The sequence below is a fragment of the Streptomyces sp. NPDC046909 genome (assembly GCF_040644695.1).
Taxonomy (GTDB): Bacteria; Actinomycetota; Actinomycetes; order Streptomycetales; family Streptomycetaceae; genus Streptomyces.
In genome coordinates, this window is record NZ_JBEYXC010000019.1 from 18,564 (window position 1) to 38,464 (window position 19,901).

Consider the following 19,901-nt stretch of genomic DNA (forward strand, 5'->3'; position numbering starts at 1 on the left):
ATGCGCATCCGCACCTCCTTCCCCTACGAGACGACCCACGAGGACCTCCGCATCCCGCTCCCCGACGGGACGCGGCTCTACGCGCGCGTGTGGCGCCCCCTGACCGACGAGCCCGTCCCCGCGCTCCTCGAATACCTTCCGTACCGCCTGACCGACTGGACCGCGCCCCGCGACTGGCAGCGCCACCCCTGGTACGCGGGCCACGGGTACGCGTCCGTGCGCGTCGACATCCGCGGGCACGGCAACAGCGAGGGCATGCCGGGCGACGAGTACGCGGCGGTGGAGCTCGCCGACGGCGTCGAGGTGGTCAACTGGCTGGCGGCGCAGCCCTGGTGCAGTGGCGAGGTCGGCATGTTCGGCATCTCCTGGGGCGGTTTCAACTCCCTCCAGATCGCGGCCCTCGCGCCCGAGCCGCTCAAGGCGGTCGTCACGGTCTGCTCGACGGACGACCGCTATGACGACGACGTGCACTACACGGGAGGTTCCGTCCTCGCGGTCGACATGCACGCGTGGGCCGCCACCATGCTCGCCTTCGTGTCGCGCCCGCCGGACCCTCAGTACGCGGGCGTGGCGTGGCGGGACCTGTGGCTCAAGCGCCTGGAGCAGGTCGACCCGTTCCTCCACACCTGGCTGGCCCACCAGACCCGCGACGACTACTGGCGGCACGGCAGCGTCTGCGAGGACTACGGCGCGATCGACGCGGCGGTCCTGGCGGTGGGCGGCTGGCACGACCCGTACCGGGACACGGTCCTCCGTCTGGTCGAGCACCTCCCGCCGGACCGCGTACGCGGCCTCATCGGCCCCTGGTCCCACCAGTACCCGGACCGCGGCCTGCCGCCCGGCCCGGCGATCGGCTTCCTCCAGGAGACCCTGCGCTGGTGGGACCACCACCTCAAGGGCATCGACACCGGCGTCATGCGCGAGCCCCTGCTCCGTTCCTACATCAGCGACTCGCACCGCCCGGCCACGGTCTACGACACCCTGCCCGGCCGCTGGGTCGCTGAACCGGCCTGGCCCTCCCCCCACGTCACGACCATCTCGTACGGCCTTCAGGGCGCCCCCGTGCTCGTACGGTCCCCCCAGCACACCGGTGTCGACGCCGGGCGCTTCTTCCCGTTCGGGAACGACGCCGATCTGCCGCCGGACCAGCGGGAGGAGGACGCGCGCTCGGCCTGTTTCGAGTTCGCGGTGGGTGAGGAGACATGGGTGCTGGGGCGGCCGCGGGTGCGGCTCAAAGTGACCTCGGAGGTTTCACGCGGACAGGTGATCGCGCGGTTGTGCGATGTCGCGCCGGACGGGTCGTCGACGCTGGTCACCCGGGGTGTGCTGAACCTGTCGGCGCGGCACGGCCGGGACCGGGTCGTGCCGTGGGAGCCGGGCTCCACACAGGAGGTCGTCTTCGAGCTGAACGGCATCGGGCACGCCTTCCCGCCCGGGCATCGCATCCGGCTCGCCGTCTCGTCCGCGTACTGGCCGTGGGTGTGGCCGCAGCCCGAGTCGCAGGCGGGCTTCACCCTGGACCCGGCCGGCAGCTTCCTCGAACTTCCGGTCAGGAATCACGACTTGAGCGCGCCCGTCACCTTCGACGAGCCCGAGCAGTCCGAGCCGCTGGGCGTGGCCTTCCCGGTCACTCTCGACGAACCGCGCCCCGAGCGCCTCGTCGTACGCGATGTCGCCAAGGGTGAGTGGCGGCTGGAGGTCGATCCGCGATACGGCGGCACGCGCGTGTACCCCGACGGTCTGGAGTTCACCGAGGACGCGCTGGAGACGTACACGATCGACGAGACGGACCCGCTGTCGGCGCGGGCCCGCTCGGAGTGGTCGATCCGGCTGCACCGGCCGGAGCTGGCGTGGGACACCACGGTGCGGACCCGCTCGGAGATCACCTGTGAGGCGGCTGAGTTCCTCACCTTCAACGAGGTGATCTGCGCGGAGGGCGGCGAGGTGGTCTTCCACCGGACGTGGGAGCGGCGGATTCCACGGACGGCCGGTTAGTTGCCAGTTGGGCATTCTTGACCGTTTTGCACCTCTTGCGCTTCGCGGTGACTTGCCTCACTTCGCCACACCCGTCACCCCCGGAATTCAGCGCCCCATAAGCCGCACACCATGATCAACGGGTGTGATGTGTGAATCCGGTACTTGTTCCGGACATGTGCGATCGCATACGTTCCCGGCCCAGGGCGGACGCCGAATCCTGCCGCCGCCCTGATACCGCTCACTCACTCACGAGAACACGTACGGCAGGAGCGGGGGACCCAAGGTAAGTCGCCGCACCGGTGCCATTACGGCCCACCGGTACGGCTCGGGGTGAAGCCATGCCTTCTCCGGTGTGGCCGGGCATCTCCCGCCCGAACCCGACAGCTCACCTCGCAGGCGCCGGAGAGGAACTTCGCCATGCGCCTGTCCCGCAAACTCGCCGTCACCGGTGCCGCCGTCGCCGCGCTCGCCTTCCCCGTCATCGGCGCGACCAGCGCCTCCGCGGCCACCACCGGCACGGTCTCCGCGACCTCGCTCGGCTACTCCGACACCCTCGACGGCTGGATCCGCGCCTCCCTCCAGGTCATGGCGCAGAACGGCATCCCGGGCACGTACGACGGCATCTACCGCAATGTCATCCGGGAGTCCTCGGGCAACCCGTACGCCATCAACGGCTGGGACTCCAACGCGGCCGCGGGCACCCCGTCCAAGGGCCTGCTCCAGGTGATCGACCCGACCTTCCAGGCGTACCACGTGGCCAACACCTCGTGGGACCCGTACGACCCGGTCGCCAACATCACCGCGGCCTGCAACTACGCGGCGCAGCGGTACGGGTCCATCGACAACGTGTGGGGCGCCTACTAAGGGCCCGTACAAAGGCTCTGCCCAGGGCTGCCGAAGAGTCTTTCGAGGACGACGGCGATGCCGTCGTCCTCGTTGGACAAGGTCACCTCGTCGGCCACGGCCTTGAGTTCGGGGTGGGCGTTCGCCATCGCGACGCCGTGGGCCGCCCAGTCGAACATGGGGATGTCGTTGGGCATGTCCCCGAAGGCGATGGTCCGGTCCGGGCCGAGGCCGAGGTACTCGGCGGCCAGGGCGAGACCCGTCGCCTTGGTGATGCCGCATGGCTGGAGTTCGACGGTGCCGGGACCCGACATCGTGACCGTCGCGAGGGAACCGACGACTCCGCGCGCGGTCGCCGCCAACTCGTCGTCGGACAGCGTGGGATGGCGCAGCAGCACCTTGCTGATCGGCTCGCACCACAGGTCGTCGCGCCGGTCGACCCGTACAGCCGGGAGGGTCGGGTGCGGCATCAGATAGCCCGGTTCGATGAGCGTGAGCCCCTCGACGCCGTCCTGGTCGACGGCGGCGTACACCTGGCCGACCTCGGCCTCGATCTTGCCGAGCGCGGTCTCGGCCAGCTCCCGGTCCAGGGTGACCGACCACAGCAGACGGTCCGCGCCGGCGTCGTACACCTGCGCGCCCTGTCCGCACACCGCGAGCCCCGTGCTGCCGAGGTCGTCGAGGAGTGGTCGCACTCTCGGGGCCGGCCGGCCGGTCACCACCAGATGCCGGGCGCCTGCCTCCGCCACCCGCGCGAGCGCGGCGAGCGACCGGTCGGAGAGCGTGTCGTCACCCCGGAGGAGGGTTCCGTCCAGGTCAGTGGCGATGAGCGAATATGCGGTGGGTGCGGCCATGATCAGAGAATACGGATGGAATCCCCCGGCGACTCGACGCGAACCGGACGGGCGCAGCCTTCACATGCGTTGACCGGTGCTCCGGTTGCGCGCTCAAGTGGAATCGCGCACCACCAGTTCCGTCGGAAGGACCACTCCGGCCGTGTCCTCACCGGCGATCTGGGCGAGCAGCATGCGGACCATCTCGGTGCTGATGCGCTCGAAGGGCTGGCGGACGGTGGTGAGGGCCGGGGTGACGGCGACGGCGGCCGGGGAGTCGTCGAAGCCGCCGACGGCGATGTCGCCGGGGATCGAACGTCCCAGCAGGTGAAGGGCGTTGACGACGCCCTGGGCCATGAGGTCGGAGGCCACGAACACCGCGTCCATGTCGGGGGCCTGATCAAGGAGTCGCCGGGCGGCCCGCTCTCCGCTCGCCCGGCGGTAGTCGCCCTCCGCCACCAGCGCCGGGTCGTACGGCAGGCCCGCCTCGGTCAGCACTTCGCGGTACCCGGCGAGGCGGTCGGTGCCGCCCGGGAGGTCCAGCGGACCGGTGATCATGCCGATGCGGCGGCGGCCCCGGGCGACGAGATGCCGGACCAGCTCACGGGCGCCGTCGCGGTCGTCGGCCGCCACGTAACTCACCCTCGCGCCCAGCCCCATCGGCTTGCCGCAGGCCACCAACGGCATTCCGGCGGACCGCAGTTCGGCGGCGACCGGGTCCCCGCTGTGGCTGGAGACGAGCAGGACGCCGTCGACGTGGCCCGCGGTGAGGTACCGGGTCAGTCGGCGCCGGTCGCCGTCGCTCGCGGCGAGCATGAGCAGCAGCGGGATGTCGTGCCGGGCGAGGTTCTCGGTGCAACCCCGCAGCAGGACATTGAAGTTGGGGTCCTCGAACAGTTTCTCCTGCGGCTCGGTCAACAAGAAGGCGACCGAGTCCGAGCGTCCGGTACTCAGGCTGCGGGCATGGCGGTTGACGACGTACCCGGTCTTGCGGATGGCGTCCGCCACGGCCCGTCCGGCGGCCGGTGAGACGTAGTGGCCGCCGTTGAGGAAGCGGGAGACGGTGCCGCGCGAGACGCCCGCCTCGCGCGCCACGTCATGGATGGTGGGTGGTCTGCGGCGGCCGTTCGCACGGGCCGTCACGATTTGATCGAGCCGCTCAGCAGGTCCAGCGACCAGAAGCGCTGGATCACCAGGAACAGCGCGATCAGCGGGAGGATCGCCAGCAGACAGCCGGTGATGACCAGGGTGTAGAGCGCGGGCTGCGAGGCGCCCTGGGCGAGGAGCGTGTACAGGCCGAGGGTGATCGGGAACTTCTCGTCGTCGGCGAGCATGACGTAGGGCAGAAGGAAGTTGTTCCAGATGCCGACGAACTGGAAGAGGAACACCGTGATCAGGCCCGGGACCATCATCGGTACGGCGACCCGCGAGAAGATCCGCCACTCGCTCGCGCCGTCCATACGGGCCGCCTCCATCAGCTCCGCGGGCACCGACGCGGCCGCGTAGATCCGGACCAGGTAGACGCCGTACGGGGACAGGATCGACGGCAGCAGCATCGACCAGTACGAGTCGGCCAGGCCCAGCTCGGACAGCAGCAGATACTGCGGTACGGCGAGCACGATGCCCGGGACCAGGACGCCGGCCAGGATCATCTTGAAGATCGCCTCCCGGCCGCGGAACGCGAACCGGCCCAGCGCGTAGCCGCCGGCCGCCGAGACCGCGGCGGAGAGGAACGCGCCGAGGCCCGCGTAGAAGGCGGAGTTGAGCATCCAGCGCCAGTAGATGCCGTCCCGGTACGTCGTCAGCTCGCTGATGTTGTCGAGGAAGCCGGTGCCGGGGGCGAAGGTGAAGGTCGAGAACAGCTCGGCCCGGTTCTTCGTCGCCGCGATGACCACCCAGGCGATGGGGACCAGGCAGTACAGGGCGCCGAGGAGCAGGACGAGGGTGGGAACCCAGGCGGTACGGCGTCGCGCCCCGGGCCCGGATGTCGCGGACGTCGTGGACGTCGTGGACGTCGTGGTCGTGGAGGTCAGGGCCGTCATCGCTGGTCCTCCCCGGTGTGGCGGTCGGCGACGCGCAGCAGCGCGAAGGAGACGACGAAGGTGGCCAGGGCCAGGACGACCGCGGTCGCGGAGGCGCCGTAGATGTCGGACTGGCGGAAGGCGCTGTCGTAGATGGCCATCAACGGGCTCCAGTCGGTGGGCAGTCCGTTGGTGAGCGGGCGCAGCGCCATGGGCTCGGTGAAGACCTGGAGGGTGGCGATCACCGAGAAGAAGAAGGTGAGCACCAGGGAGGGCATGACGATCGGGATCTTGAGACGCAGGGCGATCTTGAGGTTCGAGGCGCCGTCGATACGGGCGGCCTCGTAGATCTCCTGCGGGATCGCTCTGAGGGCGGTGTAGATGACGATCATGTTGAAGCCGGTGCCGCCCCAGACCGCGATGTTGGCGAAGGAGAGGTAGAGGTTGCTGTCGGCGAAGAGGTCCGGCTGGGGGAGGTCGAACTCGCGGAGCAGGTAGTAGAAGGGGCTGACGTCGGGGAGGTACAGGAAGCCCCACATCAACGCCGCGATGATGCCGGGGACCGCGTACGGCAGGAAGATCATCAGGCGGGCGAAGGGGGCACTGCGGGCCCTCGGCGTGTCCAGCATCAGTGCGAAGACCAGGGCGAGGCCGAGCATGGTCGGGATGACGATGAGGCCGTAGCCGAAGGCGCGCAGCACGCTGTGGCCGAAGGAGGAGTTCTGGAGGACGGCGGTGTAGTTGGCGATGCCGTTCCAGACCTCCTCGCGGGCCCCCTTGCCCAGGCCCATGCCCTTGACCTGGACCTTGTGCAGGCTCAGCCAGATCGCGTAGCCGATGGGGACGACGGTGAAGGCGGCGAAGAGGAGGAGGGTCGGCAACAGGAACCAGTAGGGCGCGCTGCGGCCGGGACGCCGTATACGGCGGGGGCGGGCGGGGTCGGCCGGTCCCGCACCGCCCGCCGGGGGCCCGACCGGGGTGCGGTCGGAGCCCTTGAGGGGGGCGGCGCTGGTCATGCCCGGGCCGCCTTCCGGAGCGGGGCGGGCGGCGTCTTCGTGAGCGGCGCGGCCGTCATGCCCCGGCCACCTTGAAGCCCTGCTTCTTCATGTCGTCGAAGGTCTTCGACTGCATGTCGGTCAGGGCGGTCAGGAACTGGGCCTCCTTCTTCGCCTTGGAGGCCTTGCCGAAGGCGTCGTTGAAGGTGGTGTAGGCGATGGTGACGTTGGGGCCCCAGGCGGAGGCGGCCGTGGTCGCGGCGATCTCGGCGGCCGTGTCGTAGAAGTCGGGCTGGTTGGGGAAGAACTCGGGGGTCGTCAGGATCGACCCGGACTGCCCCTTCGTGGCGGCCGGGTAGATCGCGGCCTCCTTGACCAGCGCGGCCAGCGCCTCCGGGTCGGTGTTGATCCAGCGCGCGAACTTCGCCGCCGCCTCGGCGTGCCGGGAGTCGGTGGAGACGGCCGTGGAGGAGCCGCCCCAGCTGCCGGTGACGTTGTCCCCCGCCTTCCACTGCGGCAGCGGCGCCATCCGCCACTTGCCCTTGGTGTCGGGCGCGGAGGAGACCAGGACGCCGGGCGCCCACACGGCGGAGACCCAGCCGATGTGGGTGCCCTTGTTGAGCGCGTTGTTCCAGGCCGGGGTGTACATCGGCTGGTTGTCGATGACGCCCTCCTGGACCAGGCCGCCCCAGAACTCGGTGACCTGCTTGGTCGCGGCGTCGTCGATGGCCACGGTCCAGGTGCCGCCGCTGTCGACGGTCCACCACTTCGCGCCGGCCTGCTGCGCCAACCCGGCGAACAGACCGGGGTCGTTGGCGGAGAAGGTCGTGAGGTAGGACTTCGGCAGCGCCTTCTTGGCGGCGCGGGCGGTCTCCGCGAACTCCGTCCAGGTCGTCGGGACCTTGAGCCCGTGCTGCTTGAAGAGGTCCTCGCGGTAGTAGAACATCAGCGGCCCGGAGTCCTGCGGGATCGCGTAGACCGCGTCGGTGCCGAGCGTGACCATGCCCCAAAGGCCCTCGGCGAACTCGGACTTGGCGTCACCGGCGTACTTCGCGATGTCGGCGAGGACGTCGTTGGAGACGAGGGTCGGCAGCGACTGGTACTCGGCCTGGATGAGGTCGGGCGCGTTGCCCGCCTTCTTCGCGGTGATCAGTTTGGAGACGATCTCGCCACCGGACGCCTGCTTGGAGACGGTGACCGTGATGTTCGGGTTCTTCTTGTTCCAGATCGCGGCGACCTTCTCCATGTTGGGCGCCCACGACCAGTAGGTCAGCTTGACGGGCGTACCGCTGTCGCCGTCGTTCTTTCCGGAGTCGTCGGAGTCGTCGGAACCGCCGCAGGCGGCGAGGGTTCCGCTGAGGCCGAGGACCGTGGCCCCGGCGAGGAGGGTGCGCCTGCTGATCCGGGGGCTGTGCGTCGACATGGTCATCTCCCCTGACTGAGAACGGGCCTGCTGCGGAGGTGCGGTTCTCAGGGCCGAGGGGCTGCGCGCGAACGCCGATCGGCTCTGTGATCGTGCACAGTAGAGAAGCGTTTCAACCCCTTGTCAATGGAGGGGACGTCGGGTTACCTACTTGTTGCTCGCGGATGTCGGACGCTCCTCGAAATGTGCACGATCACAGAATCAGGGCGTCTTCTTGTCGATCCTTGTCGATCCCCCGGGGAGTCCACCCATGCCGTACGACGGTCAGCCACTCGCTTTCGGAGGTGACTACAACCCCGAGCAATGGCCGGAAGAGGTGTGGGAGGAGGACGTACGGCTGATGCGGGAGGCCGGCGTCACGCTGGTCTCGCTCGGCGTCTTCGCGTGGGCGCGGCTCGAACCCCGGCCCGGGGCGTACGACTTCGAGTGGCTCGACCGGATCATCGGCATGCTGGACACGGCCGGGATCGGCGTGGCGCTGGCGACGCCGACCGTCGTACCGCCCGCGTGGTTCTACCGGGCGCATCCGGAGGCGCTGCCGGTGACCCGGGAGGGCGTGCGGCTGGCGTTCGGTTCGCGGGCAGCGATCTGCCACTCGAACCCGCACTACCGAACGGCCGCCGGGGAGATCACCGCGCGGCTCGGAGAGCGCTACGGCCGCCATCCGGCGGTCACGTTGTGGCACGTCCACAACGAGTACGGCGCCCCGCTGATGAGCTGCTTCTGCGCCACCTGCGAACGGGCCTTCCGGCACTGGCTGATGGACCGCTACGGCACCCTCGGCGCCCTCAACCAGGCCTGGGGAACCGCCTTCTGGGGCCAGCAGTACGGCGACTGGGACGAGATCGGCGTACCGGCCGCCACCCCCACGGTCGCCAACCCCGCCCAGCAGCTCGACTTCCGGCGCTTCGCGGACGCCCAGGCCCGCGCCAACTTCACCGCCGAACGGGACATCCTGCACCGCCTCTCCCCCGGCGTCCCGGTCACCACCAACTTCATGGTCGCGCCGAGCCAGTGCGACTCGGCCGACTACTGGGCCTGGGCGAAGGAGGTGGACGTGGTCACCAACGACCACTATCTGATCACCGACGGCCGCCGCACCCAGGTGAACCTGGCACTGGCCGCCGACCTCACCCGCTCACTGGCCGGCGGCGCGCCCTGGCTGCTCCTCGAACACTCCACCTCGGCCGTCAGCTGGCAGCCCCACAACCCGGCCAAGGAGCCGGGCCAGATGGCCCGCGACTCCCTCTCCCACATGGCGCGCGGCTCCGAGGGCGCGATGTTCTTCCAGTGGCGGCAGTCCCGGCACGGAGCGGAGAAGTTCCACTCCGCGATGCTGCCGCACGGCGGGACGGGGACGCGGGTGTGGCGCGAGGTAGTCGAACTCGGCGCACGGGTCGGCGAGTTGGCCGACCTGCGCGGCACCCGCACCCGCGCCGACGTGGCCATGGTCTGGTCGTGGGACTCCTGGTGGGCGCAGCGCCTGGAGTGGCGGCCGAGCACGGAACTGGACGCGCGGGAGCGGCTGGACGCGTTCTACGAGGCCTTGTACGACCGGCACTTGACCGTGGACTTCTTCCCGCCGTCGGGCGTGGGCGACCTCGACCCGGCCCGGTATCCGCTGCTCGTCGTCCCCCAGTTGTACTCGGCCCCGGCGTCGGTCACTTCGGCTTTCGAGCGGTACGTCTCGCGCGGCGGCACGCTCCTCGTCTCGTTCTTCTCCGGGATCGTCGACGAGTACGACGCCGTCCACCCCGGGGCGCATCCGGGTGCGCTGCGGGACGTACTCGGCCTGACCGTCGAGGAGTTCGACCCCTTGCTGCCGGGCGAGCGGATCACCGTACGGACGCTGCGAGGGGAGGCGTACGAGGCCGATCTGTGGTCCGAGTACGTCGTCCCCGGCGACGGCTGCGAGACGGTCGCCGTGTTCGCCGACGGGCGTACGGCGGGACGGCCGGCGCTCACCCGGCGGGCGCTCGGGGGCGGGGCGGCCTGGTATCTGGCGACGCGGCTGACCGGGGACGGGCTCGCGGCGGTCGTGGATCTGGCCCTCGCGCACACGGGGGTCACCCCGGTCGCGCTTCCCCGGGACGTCGAACTCGTCTTACGGCAGGGCGAGTCGGGGACGTTCCGCTTCGCCGTCAATCACACCGGGGGCGAGGTGAAGGTCGTACTGCCGGACGGCAGTCAGGCCGCGGTGGCGGCGGGGGCCGTCGAGGTGTTCCGCGAGCCGCGCTGACACCTCTTCAAAATCTTCTGAACCATCTGAAAGGGACTCTGACATGCGTAGACGCAGTGTTATCGCCGCTGCGGGAGCCGCCGCGCTGGCCGTTCCGGTGCTGGGGGCGGTGCCCGCCGCGGCCTCAACGGGCGGGCACCGCCTGGACATTCGGGCCATGGACATCTCCTCGCTGCCGAAGAACGAGGACCACGGTGCCGTGTACCGCACCGCCGACGGACGTCGCGAGGACCCCCTCCGCATCCTCGCCCACGCGGGGATCACCCACGCCCGGCTGAAGGTCTGGGTGAACCCGGTCGACGGCTACAACGACAAGGCGCGGGTGCTGCCGCTGGCCCGGCGGCTGAGACGGGCCGGGATCGGCATCTGGATCGACTTCCACTACTCCGACACGTGGGCCGACCCGGCGCACCAGACCAAGCCGGCCGCGTGGGCGGACCTCGACATCACGGGGCTGAGCCGGGCCGTGTACGACCACACCGCCGATGTGCTGGGCGCGCTGCGGCGCCAGGGCACGCCCGCCGATCTCGTGCAGGTCGGCAACGAGATCAACGGCGGCATGCTGTGGCCCGAGGGCAAGAACTGGGGTGACGGCAGCGGGGGTTGGGACGGACTCGCCGCCCTGCTGAAGTCCGGTCTGAGCGCGGCCCGCGACACCACGCCCCGCGTCCGCACGATGCTGCACATCGCGTCCGGCGGCGACAACGGCACGTCCCGCTGGTGGTTCGACAACGCGGTCGCCTACGGCCTCGACTTCGACATCATCGCCCAGTCGTACTACCCGTTCTGGCACGGCGGGTTGGAGGCGGCCGCGGCCAACTTGGCCGACATCACGGCCCGTTACGGCAAGCCGGTCGTCATCGCCGAGACGGCGTACCCGTTCACGCTGAACAGCGAGGACGACATCAACGACATCCTCAACAGTCCCTCGCAGCTCACCCCCGGCTTCCCCGCCACCCCCGAGGGCCAGGGCGCGTGGATCCGCGCGGTCGCCGACCTCGCCGCCGCCGTCCCGGGCGGGCAGGGCCTCGGCTACTGCTACTGGGAGGGCGTGTGGACGTACCGCGCCGGCAGTGGGTGGAACCCGGAGGACCCGGGGTCGGGGAACGCGTGGGAGAACCTCGCGCTGTTCGACTTCGAGGACAGGGCCCTGCCGGGGCTGCGGACGCTGGGTCGCTATCGGTCGTAGCGCCCGCTGTTCCTGACCGTCGGCGGGCCTCCGGTGCGTGGCGCCGCCGACGGGACAACCCTCGTACGTCGCACGACTCTCCATCCGAAACCGCACGTCCGCACACGTTCGCAACCGGAAGGAATCCCCATGCGCCGTCGTACGATCCTGAAAGCCGCCGCCGCTTCCGCGGCCACCCCCGTGGTGCTGGGCGCCACCGCCACCCCGGCCGCCGCCGCGACCACCCTTTCCGTCCGCGGTATCGACATCTCCTCGCTGCCCAAGTCCGAGGCCTACGGCGGGGTCTACTACAACTCCGCCGGCACCAGAGTCGACCCGGTCGCCCTGCTCGGCACGGTCGGCATCTCGCACGCCCGCCTCAAGGTGTGGGTGAACCCGGCGGACGGCTACAACAACAAGGCCCGCATCCTGCCGCTGGCCCGTCGGCTGAGTGCGGTGGGCATCAAGCTGATCATCGACTTCCACTACTCGGACACCTGGGCCGACCCCGGCACCCAGACCAAGCCGGCGGCCTGGTCGTCGTACTCCGTCTCCCAGCTCTCCACCGCCGTCTACAACCACACCGCCGACGTCCTCGGCGCCCTGGTCGCCCAGGGCACCCCGGCCGACCTCGTCCAGATCGGCAACGAGCTCAACGGCGGCATGCTCTGGCCGGACGGCAACTGGGAGCACCTCGACAACCTCGCGACCTTCCTCAAGTCCGGGACCAACGCGGCCCGCGCGACGACCTCCGGCGTGCGGACGATCCTGCATCTGGCCAACGGCGGTACGCAGAGCCTGTATCAGTGGTTCTTCGACAACATGCGCTCGCGGGGCGTGAGTTGGAATGTGATCGGCCTGTCCTTCTACCCGTACTGGCACGGCACACTGTCTGACCTCTCCGCGAACCTCTCCTTCATCACCAACCGGTACGCCACCCCCGCGATCGTGGTCGAGACGGCCTACCCGTGGACCCTCGCCAACAAGGACTCCACCAGCAACATCGTCAGCTCCAGCAGCCAGCTGACCTCCGGCTACCCCGCCACGGCCGCGGGGCAGGACGCCTGGATCCGGGCCATCGCCGACACGGTGGCCGCCGCACCCAACAACAGGGGCCTCGGATACGTCTATTGGGAGGGCCTCTGGACGGCGGTCACCGGAAACGGCTGGGACCCGACGAACCCGAGCTCCGGCAACGCGTGGGAGAACCAGGCGCTGTTCGACTACAACAGCCGGGCGCTGAGCGGGCTTTACACGGTGGGGTCGTACCGCCGCTGATGGCATGCTCACCGGGTGACGGATCAACCGGAGACTTTCCTGGCCCACCTGCGGAAGGCCGCGGTCGGCGTCCTCGAACGCTTTCCCGAGGAGCTCAAGCCCGAGATATACGCCCTGTCCTTCCGCATCTGGCGCGTCGACGACGACGATCGCCACCCGTATGTGGCCATCGGCTACAACACCGAGAGCCAGTACGAGAAGGAGAAGTACCCGGGTGACGAGGGCGAGGCCCGCTGGAACTACGCCTACTGGCTCCTCGAAGGCTTCGAGACGCTCGGCAACATCCCCGGGGACCCGGTGGGCGCGCGGGTGCACGAGGCCGAGGTCAGGCGGCTCGGCGCCTGGTACGACGGCGAGTTCGACCTCGGCCGGGTGCTGGACGACGAGGACATCCGCACCCGGACCGACCTCCTGCGCCGCCACTTCTACGACGCCGTCATCGACCTCGCCCGCCATCTGCACGCCGACGGGGTGATCGAGCGCGTCCTCGGCCGCCCGCTCCCCGTCGTCGTGTTCGACATGTCCAACCCCGGCTGGGAACTCCACGCCACGGAGTACGCCAACCCGCCGGAGCTGATCGAGGAGTTCATGGCGTGGCAGCTGGCGGCTGAGGAGCTCTAAGCGGACCCGGTGAAGTCGGCTGCGGTACGGCAGCGCCGCTAAGGGGCGCGGGGAACTGCGCGACCAGCCACGACGGCGCCGCAGACGAACGCCGACACGTCGCCGCACATCCAGCGGAGCGCTTAGGCAGGCCGGGTGACGCGGAGTGCTCAGGCGTGGGCTGCCGCCAGGTGCCTCGCCAGCCTCGGTGACGCGAACTCCGTGCCGCACACGAACCGCATCACCGGCCCGTACGACGACGCCGCCGGAAGCCCCGTGAAGTACAGCCCCGGCACCGACGAGACGTATCCGGCGCCGAGCTTGGGGGCGCCCCGGCTCACCGCCAGTCGGGTACGGAGTTCATGGCCGAGGAAGTCCATCGCGGCGAGGTCGACGCGGTAGCCGGTCGCGGCGATGACGTGGTCGGCGATGAGGCGTTGCGTGCCGCCGGTGTGGGTGAGGACGGTCAGGGCGGGATGGCCGTCGGCGGTGTCCGTGCGGAGTACGCGGCGGACCTCGCTGACCTTCACCTTGCCCTCGAAGCGGTCGCGCAGCCACCACGCGCCGAGCGGGCCGAGGACCCGGCGGACCAGGTAGTGGCGGGCCTGCGCCGGGAGATGGCGGTAGGGGTGGGGGTAGTAGCTGAGCGCCCACAGGGACCAGGCGCGGCCGAAGGGCGACTCCGGGCGGAACCGCGGCTGCTGCCACGGGGGCGCGCCGAAGGCGACCCGGCCCAGGCCGCGCGAGACGACCCTGACCTGGGCGCCGGCCTCCGCCGCGAGGGCCGCCGTCTCCAGCGCGGACTGGCCGGCGCCGACGACGATCAGCTCCTTGCCCGAGTAGCGGCTCAGGTCGTGCTGCTGGGAGCTGTGGGAGACCGGGCCCGTGGGGGTGGGTCCGTCTCCTGTGTTCAGCTCGCCCGGCAGATGGGCGAGCCCGGCGAGGCCGGTGGCCACGACGACGGCACGGGCGGCGAAGGACTCCCCCGAGTCCAGCTTGAGTTCGAAGCCGGCGTCGGCCCGGCGGTCCACCGAGACCACCCGCACCCGCTCCAGTTCGGGCACCAGCTTCTCCTGGAACCACTCGCCGTACGCGATGAAGGTCTCCACGGGCACGATGTCCTCGTCGGTCACCAGCCGCGGTATGCCTGCCGCGTCGCAGTAGTCGACGAGGTTGTGGCCGCGCTGGGGCGCGTCGAGGTTGGAGGCGGCGGGGGTGGATTTGAGGAGCATGCCGACGGGCATGTGGTCGCGCCAGCTGACCATGGGGTCACCGAAGACGCGGACGGGGATGCCGCGGGCCCTGAGATGTGCGGCGGTGGACAGGCCGAAGGGCCCGGCACCGATGACTGCTACCGGTCGGATCACGAAGTCCCTCCCCAGGAACGTCACTTCGTCACTTCGTGGTGTGGTTGGTCCGCCACAGCTGGTACAGGTGCTTCGCGCCCGGTCTGACGAAGCGCGCGAGCATCGTGAGGAACGGCAGCGGGTCGTCACCCGCGAACCAGGCCAGCTCGGTCCCGCTCGGCCGGACCGGCGCGTGCGGCGTCGTATAGCCACTGCGGCGATAGGCGAGGAGGGCGGGCAGGTCGATGTTCTCCACGATGTACCGGTGGCCGGCCCGCTGTTCCCCCTCCGGAACACGGCGGCCGGTCAGATCCAGGTGCATGGCGCGGACGACGTCCACCCCCGACTCGTTCTCGAACAGCCGGAACTGGGCGCCCATGCGGGGGTTGAAGTCGAGGAGTTTGTAGAGACCGTCGCGCCGGTCGAAGCGCAGGTCGAGGTCGATGATGCCGGTGAAGCCGATCTGTTTGATGAAACGTGCGGCGAGGTCCGCGAGTTCCGGATTGTCGACGACGTACGCGTTCGCCGTCATCCCCGCGTGCGGCGGCCAGGAGCGCACCTTGACCCCGGTGAACAGGGCGAGCGGCGTGGAGTCCGCGTCGAAGTAGGCGTGCACGATCCAGTCCTCCGCCTCCTCCCTCGGCAGATACTCCTGAAGGATCACCCCGGGCCGCTCGCCCCAGTCACGGGCGAGGGCGAGCAGACCCTCGCGGGTGGCGATCCGGGTCGTGCCGTTCACGGCGGGCCGGGAGCGCCGTACGAACGCCTCGCGGTTCTTGGCCACGACCGGGAACAGCGCCTTGTCGGCGAACGCGACGATGTCGTCGTACGACTCCGGAAAGGCGGCCGTGGGACTGGGTATCCCGTGCTCCACGCAGAGTTCGTGCAGGCCCTGCTTGCTGGCGAGGCGGCGCGGCAGACCGCGCTCGACGCACGGGACGAGGAAGCGGGCGGAGAGTGCGTCGCGGTGCTCGGCGATGAGGACCGCGGCCTCCTCGTCGGTGGGGATCAGCACGGTCGGCCGGCCGATGCGGCGCCCGATCCCGAGCAGTCCCTCGACGAGCCGGCCGGGCTCCTCCGCCCCCGTCGTCGGCCAGACGAATGCCTTCGTCAGGTAACGGGAGGCGGCCGCGGGCGTGTAACGGTCCTCCGTAATCGCATACATCGGGACACCGAGACGGCCCAGGCTGCGGATCGCGCCGACCCCGCCGTGGTGCAGCGGATAGTCGCCGAACTTCACGATCAGGCCCGGAACATCACGGTCCGGCTCGAACGGAACACATACGTCTGCACTCCTGGCCACGGGTCCCCCCACGTGTCCCGTCAACGAACAGCCCCACCCCGCCCGCTGTCCCCAAAGGAAGCTAAGCCGGAATTGGTGCCTCCAACCGCTCCTTACGTGGACATTACGAACTCTTTAGGCCCTCCCGAGACAGGCAACTCGGCCGTAACGTGTGGCGCGACCACTGCATACGAAGCGCTGGCACACGAAGCGATGGAGAGAGAGGCAGCACCCCATGCCCCCCTTCGATGTCCCCGAGGGCGACCCTTTCGGCCCGCACAACCTTCCGTACGGCGTCTTCTCGCTCGGAGAGTCCGCCGACCGGAGCGTCGGAGTCCGGCTCGGCGACCACGTCCTCGACGCGGGCGCGGCCGCCCACGCGCTGGGATCCCCGTACGCCTCCCTGCTGGCCCGCCCCTCCCTGAACCCGCTGCTCGCCGCTGGCCGCACCGCGTGGTCGGACGTACGGCGGGCGGTGACGGCATGGGTGACGGTCCCGTCGCACCGGTCGGCCGTCGAGGAGTTCCTCCACCCCCTCTCCTCGGTGACCCTCCACCTCCCCTTCGAGGTCGCCGACTACGTCGACTTCTACGCCTCCGAGAACCACGCCCGGAACGTCGGCCAGATCTTCCGCCCCGACGCCGCCGACTCCCTGACCCCCAACTGGAAGCACCTGCCGATCGGGTACCACGGCCGCTCGGGCACGGTGGTGGTGTCGGGCACGGATGTCGTACGCCCGTCCGGCCAGCGGAAGGCCCCCGCGGACCCCGCGCCGGTCTTCGGCCCCTCCGTCCGCCTGGACATCGAGGCGGAGGTCGGCTTCGTCGTCGGCACGCCCTCCACGATGGGCTCCCCGGTACCCCTCGCCGACTTCCGCGAGCACGTCTTCGGCCTGTGCCTCCTCAACGACTGGTCCGCCCGCGACATCCAGGCCTGGGAGTACGTCCCCCTCGGCCCCTTCCTCGGCAAGTCCTTCGCCACCTCGGTGTCGGCGTGGATCACCCCGCTGGACGCCCTGGAGGACGCCCGGGTGACACCCCCTGAGCGCACCCACACCCTCCTCCCCTACCTGGACGACTCCGACCCCGCCGACGGACCCGGCGGCTACGACCTCCGCATCTCCGTCGCCATCAACGGCCACGTCGTCTCCGAGCCCCCCTTCTCCACCATGTACTGGACCGCCGCCCAGCAACTCGCCCACATGACCGTCAACGGCGCCTCCCTCCGCACCGGCGACCTCTACGGCTCGGGAACGGTGAGCGGCCCCTCCGAGCACCAGCGCGGCTCCCTCCTGGAGCTGGCCTGGAACGGCCGCGACGCCCTCGAACTCCCCGACGGCAAGCGGACGTTCCTGGAGGACGGGGACGTGGTGACCCTGTCGGCCTGGGCACCTGGGCCGGGCGGAGTGCGGGTCGGGCTGGGGGATGTGGTGGGGCGGGTGGTGGGCGGGGAGTGAGTGAGCGGGCGGCTAGGGCGGCAGGGCGAGAGCGGGCGGGCACGGGCTGAGGGGTTCTTGAGGGCGGCGAAGGGCACCTCGTCCGTTCTGTCCCCTGACTCCCGTCGGCCGGGCCGTCATACTGGCGGCGGGTGACGAGGTGACGCGTACGCGCCGCATGGGACGCGGTGGGATGCGCGCACCACGCCTCGCCGCCCCGCAGCCGCCCGTTCTTCCCTTCCGACCAGGATCCGGAGCCCGTGGGATGACCTTCTGCCTGCTCCTGCTGAGCGCCGTCGCGCTCACGGCCGCCGTGCCGGCGCCGCGTGCGCTGACCCGGGCGAGCTGGCCCGAACGGGAACCCGTGGTGGCGCTGTGGGTGTGGCAGTGCCTGGTCGCCACGGTCCTGATGTGCTGTCTGACGGCCCTGGTGCTCGGCGCCGCCGCCGTCTTCCACACGGTCCGCGACCATGTCTTCGCCCCGGCGCCGCCCGCGGTGACCGCGGCGTACGACCTGTCCGCGGCGCCGGCCTGGGCGGCCCTCCTGACCCTGCTGCTGGCCTGCGGGGCCGCCTGGACGACGGCGATGCTGGCCCGCGAGCTGGTGGAGGCGCGCCGCCGCCGCGGTGAGGCCCGGGCGCAGCTGCGGGAGCGCGCACCGGAGTTGCCCGGCGGACTGGAGGAGGCCGCGCGCGGCCCGCTGCTGGTGCTGGAGGACGAGTACCCCGACGCCTGGTGGATGCCGGGCAGCCCGCCCCAGCTGGTCGTCACGACCGGCGCGCTGCACCGTCTCACCGACCACCAGCTGGACGCCGTCCTCACCCATGAGCGCGACCACGCCCGCGCCCACCACGACTGGCTGCTGCACCTCTCGACCGCCCTCGCCACCGGATTCCCCCGTATCCCGCTCTTCGCGCACTTCTGCGACCAGACCCACCGCCTGGTCGAACTCGCCGCCGACGACACCGCCTCCCGCCGCTGCGGCCACCTCACCACCGCCCTGGCCCTCATCGAGCTGAACCAGCACCGGGGCGTCCTGTCCTGCGCCTCCAGCCACCGCCTGCTCGGCGAGCGCGTGGACCGTCTCCTGGAGCCCCGCCCGCGCCTCCTGCGCAGACAGCGCGCCCTCACCGCGACAGCGGCGGCACTGGTGCCGTTGCTGCCGCTCCTGATCGCTTTCGGACCGGGGCTGACAGCGCTGGCGTAACCTGGCAGATCTTGCCCCGGAATTACTGTTCCCCCAGGTCAGCAGTGCTCCTGACGCTCTGGCAGGTGGCGCAACACTGCCGCAACACCCCTTTCCCTACCTCCTCGCTATGGTTCCGGGCATGCCTCCCTCCGACCGCATCCGCGACCACGCCGGCCAGGGCGCGACCACCGTCGCCGCCCACCGCGCGCGGCGTCGGCTGCGCGCGGACCAGGCCCGGCAGCTCGCCGACCTCCTGCGCCACCAGATCCTCACCGGCCGCTTCGAGGACGGTCCGCTCCCCCACGAGTCGACCCTGGCCGCCGACTATCAGGCCTCGCGCAACACCGTCCGCCAAGCCCTGGACCTGCTGCGCGCGGAAGGCCTCGTCGACCGCCTGCCCGGCGTGGGCACGGTGGTCGTCGCCCGGAAGTACCCCCACGGCCTGGACCGTCTGATGGGCCTCGCGGAAACCCTCCACGAACACGGCACGGTCACCAACGAGGTCCGCACGATGGGCCCCGCACCCGCACCCGCCCCGGTGGCCGAACGCCTCCAGGTCGCCCCCGGCACCGACGTCCTCTACATCGAACGCCTCCGCCGGCTGAACGGCCTCCCGCTCTCCCTCGACCTCACCTACATCCCGCTCGACATCGGCACCGCCCTGCTCGGTGCCGACCTGGAGAACACCGATGTCTTCCGCCTCCTGGAGACGATCACCGGACAGCGTCTCGGCCACGCCGAGATCACCCTGGAGGCGGTGAACGCGGACACCCACTCCGCCGCCGTACTGGAGGCCCCGCGCGGCGCCGCGGTCCTGATGCTGGAACGCCTCACGCATCTCGCCGACGGCCGCCCGGTCGACCTGGAGTTCATCCGCTTCCGCGGCGACCGCATCACGATGAGCGGTCTGCTGCACCGGTCCCTCTGACCACCACCCCCTTCTCACCACCCTCTTCTCACCACTTCATCGTTCGGCAGTTCCCCTTCGGTTCACCGCCGCACGGGAAATCTCAGGAATTCTGGAAATCTCTGGAGACAGCCATGCCCTTGGCGCCCCAGCGGGCCGACGTGCCCGTGACCATCGACGAGTCGAAGTGCATCGACGGCTGCACGCTCTGCGTGGACATGTGCCCGCTGGACTCCCTCGCCATCGACGAGAGCAGTGGCAAGGCCTACATGCACGTCGACGAGTGCTGGTACTGCGGCCCGTGCGCGGCCCGCTGTCCCACCGGAGCCGTCACGGTCAACATGCCCTATCTGCTCCGCTGAGAG

At 70.4% G+C, this 19,901-nt stretch carries 17 protein-coding genes and 1 riboswitch; of the genes, 10 read left to right on the forward strand and 7 right to left on the reverse strand.

Going from position 1 to position 19,901, the window contains the following annotated elements; translation table 11 throughout:
• Together ABZ928_RS43245 and ABZ928_RS43250 are read left to right on the forward strand one after the other, a co-directional pair.
• The gene (locus ABZ928_RS43245) at positions 1-1,995 is read left to right on the forward strand and encodes a CocE/NonD family hydrolase (protein ID WP_361531993.1); all 1,995 of its coding nucleotides are present in this window, start codon (positions 1-3) and stop codon (positions 1,993-1,995) included.
• A 207-nt stretch (positions 1,996-2,202) separates the two neighbouring features.
• Positions 2,203-2,389: riboswitch (cyclic di-AMP (ydaO/yuaA leader) on the forward strand.
• Between the two features lie 5 nt (positions 2,390-2,394).
• Positions 2,395-2,841, forward strand: coding sequence for a transglycosylase SLT domain-containing protein (locus ABZ928_RS43250; protein WP_361531996.1), 447 nt, complete (start codon positions 2,395-2,397; stop codon positions 2,839-2,841).
• On the opposite strand, the gene ABZ928_RS43255 is transcribed toward ABZ928_RS43250, so the two are convergent.
• The 5 genes from ABZ928_RS43255 to ABZ928_RS43275 all read right to left on the reverse strand — a co-directional run bounded on the left by ABZ928_RS43255 (position 2,838) and on the right by ABZ928_RS43275 (position 8,098).
• Positions 2,838-3,674, reverse strand: coding sequence for an HAD family hydrolase (locus ABZ928_RS43255; protein WP_361531999.1), 837 nt, complete (start codon positions 3,672-3,674; stop codon positions 2,838-2,840). The two genes, ABZ928_RS43250 and ABZ928_RS43255, sit on opposite strands and share 4 nt — an antisense overlap.
• 93 nt (positions 3,675-3,767) lie before the next feature.
• Positions 3,768-4,796: a LacI family DNA-binding transcriptional regulator gene (locus ABZ928_RS43260; protein ID WP_361532002.1), complete on the reverse strand. Its 1,029-nt coding sequence runs from the start codon at positions 4,794-4,796 to the stop codon at positions 3,768-3,770.
• Positions 4,793-5,695, reverse strand: a complete 903-nt coding sequence (locus ABZ928_RS43265; RefSeq protein WP_361532005.1) for a carbohydrate ABC transporter permease — start codon at positions 5,693-5,695, stop codon at positions 4,793-4,795. The genes ABZ928_RS43260 and ABZ928_RS43265 overlap by 4 nt, the downstream gene beginning before the upstream one ends.
• Positions 5,692-6,690, reverse strand: coding sequence for a sugar ABC transporter permease (locus ABZ928_RS43270; protein ID WP_361532008.1), 999 nt, complete (start codon positions 6,688-6,690; stop codon positions 5,692-5,694). Before ABZ928_RS43270 ends, ABZ928_RS43265 begins: the two co-directional genes overlap by 4 nt.
• Positions 6,691-6,745: 55 nt before the next feature.
• Positions 6,746-8,098, reverse strand: a complete 1,353-nt coding sequence (locus ABZ928_RS43275) for an extracellular solute-binding protein (RefSeq protein ID WP_361532011.1) — start codon at positions 8,096-8,098, stop codon at positions 6,746-6,748.
• Between the two features lie 244 nt (positions 8,099-8,342).
• Here ABZ928_RS43275 and ABZ928_RS43280 point away from each other — a divergent pair, with 244 nt between their 5' ends.
• The 4 genes from ABZ928_RS43280 to ABZ928_RS43295 all read left to right on the forward strand — a co-directional run bounded on the left by ABZ928_RS43280 (position 8,343) and on the right by ABZ928_RS43295 (position 13,398).
• Positions 8,343-10,331, forward strand: coding sequence for a beta-galactosidase (locus tag ABZ928_RS43280; protein ID WP_361532014.1), 1,989 nt, complete (start codon positions 8,343-8,345; stop codon positions 10,329-10,331).
• Positions 10,332-10,374: 43 nt separating this feature from the next.
• Complete coding sequence (locus ABZ928_RS43285; RefSeq protein ID WP_361532017.1) at positions 10,375-11,520, forward strand: arabinogalactan endo-1,4-beta-galactosidase; 1,146 nt, start codon at positions 10,375-10,377, stop codon at positions 11,518-11,520.
• A 129-nt stretch (positions 11,521-11,649) separates the two neighbouring features.
• Positions 11,650-12,777, forward strand: coding sequence for a glycosyl hydrolase 53 family protein (locus ABZ928_RS43290; RefSeq protein ID WP_361532020.1), 1,128 nt, complete (start codon positions 11,650-11,652; stop codon positions 12,775-12,777).
• 15 nt (positions 12,778-12,792) lie between these two features.
• Positions 12,793-13,398: a hypothetical protein gene (locus ABZ928_RS43295; protein WP_361532023.1), complete on the forward strand. Its 606-nt coding sequence runs from the start codon at positions 12,793-12,795 to the stop codon at positions 13,396-13,398.
• 149 nt (positions 13,399-13,547) lie between these two features.
• Here the strand turns inward: ABZ928_RS43295 and ABZ928_RS43300 are convergent, their stop codons facing one another.
• Together ABZ928_RS43300 and ABZ928_RS43305 are read right to left on the reverse strand one after the other, a co-directional pair.
• The gene (locus tag ABZ928_RS43300; RefSeq protein WP_361532026.1) at positions 13,548-14,744 is read right to left on the reverse strand and encodes an FAD-dependent oxidoreductase; all 1,197 of its coding nucleotides are present in this window, start codon (positions 14,742-14,744) and stop codon (positions 13,548-13,550) included.
• A 28-nt stretch (positions 14,745-14,772) separates the two neighbouring features.
• Positions 14,773-16,026: an ATP-grasp domain-containing protein gene (locus ABZ928_RS43305; RefSeq protein ID WP_361532029.1), complete on the reverse strand. Its 1,254-nt coding sequence runs from the start codon at positions 16,024-16,026 to the stop codon at positions 14,773-14,775.
• Between the two features lie 214 nt (positions 16,027-16,240).
• On the opposite strand from ABZ928_RS43305, the gene fahA reads away from it, so the two are divergent.
• The 4 genes from fahA to ABZ928_RS43325 all read left to right on the forward strand — a co-directional run bounded on the left by fahA (position 16,241) and on the right by ABZ928_RS43325 (position 19,898).
• Positions 16,241-17,461 (forward strand): fumarylacetoacetase, encoded by a 1,221-nt coding sequence (fahA, locus tag ABZ928_RS43310; RefSeq protein WP_361532032.1) that lies wholly within the window; start codon positions 16,241-16,243, stop codon positions 17,459-17,461.
• Between the two features lie 244 nt (positions 17,462-17,705).
• Entirely contained in the window at positions 17,706-18,647 is a 942-nt protein-coding gene (locus ABZ928_RS43315; protein ID WP_361532035.1) for a M56 family metallopeptidase, read from the forward strand.
• Between the two features lie 121 nt (positions 18,648-18,768).
• Positions 18,769-19,557, forward strand: a complete 789-nt coding sequence (locus ABZ928_RS43320) for a GntR family transcriptional regulator (protein WP_361532038.1) — start codon at positions 18,769-18,771, stop codon at positions 19,555-19,557.
• Between the two features lie 113 nt (positions 19,558-19,670).
• Entirely contained in the window at positions 19,671-19,898 is a 228-nt protein-coding gene (locus ABZ928_RS43325) for a ferredoxin family protein (protein WP_030347217.1), read from the forward strand.
• Positions 19,899-19,901: the final 3 nt, after the last annotated feature.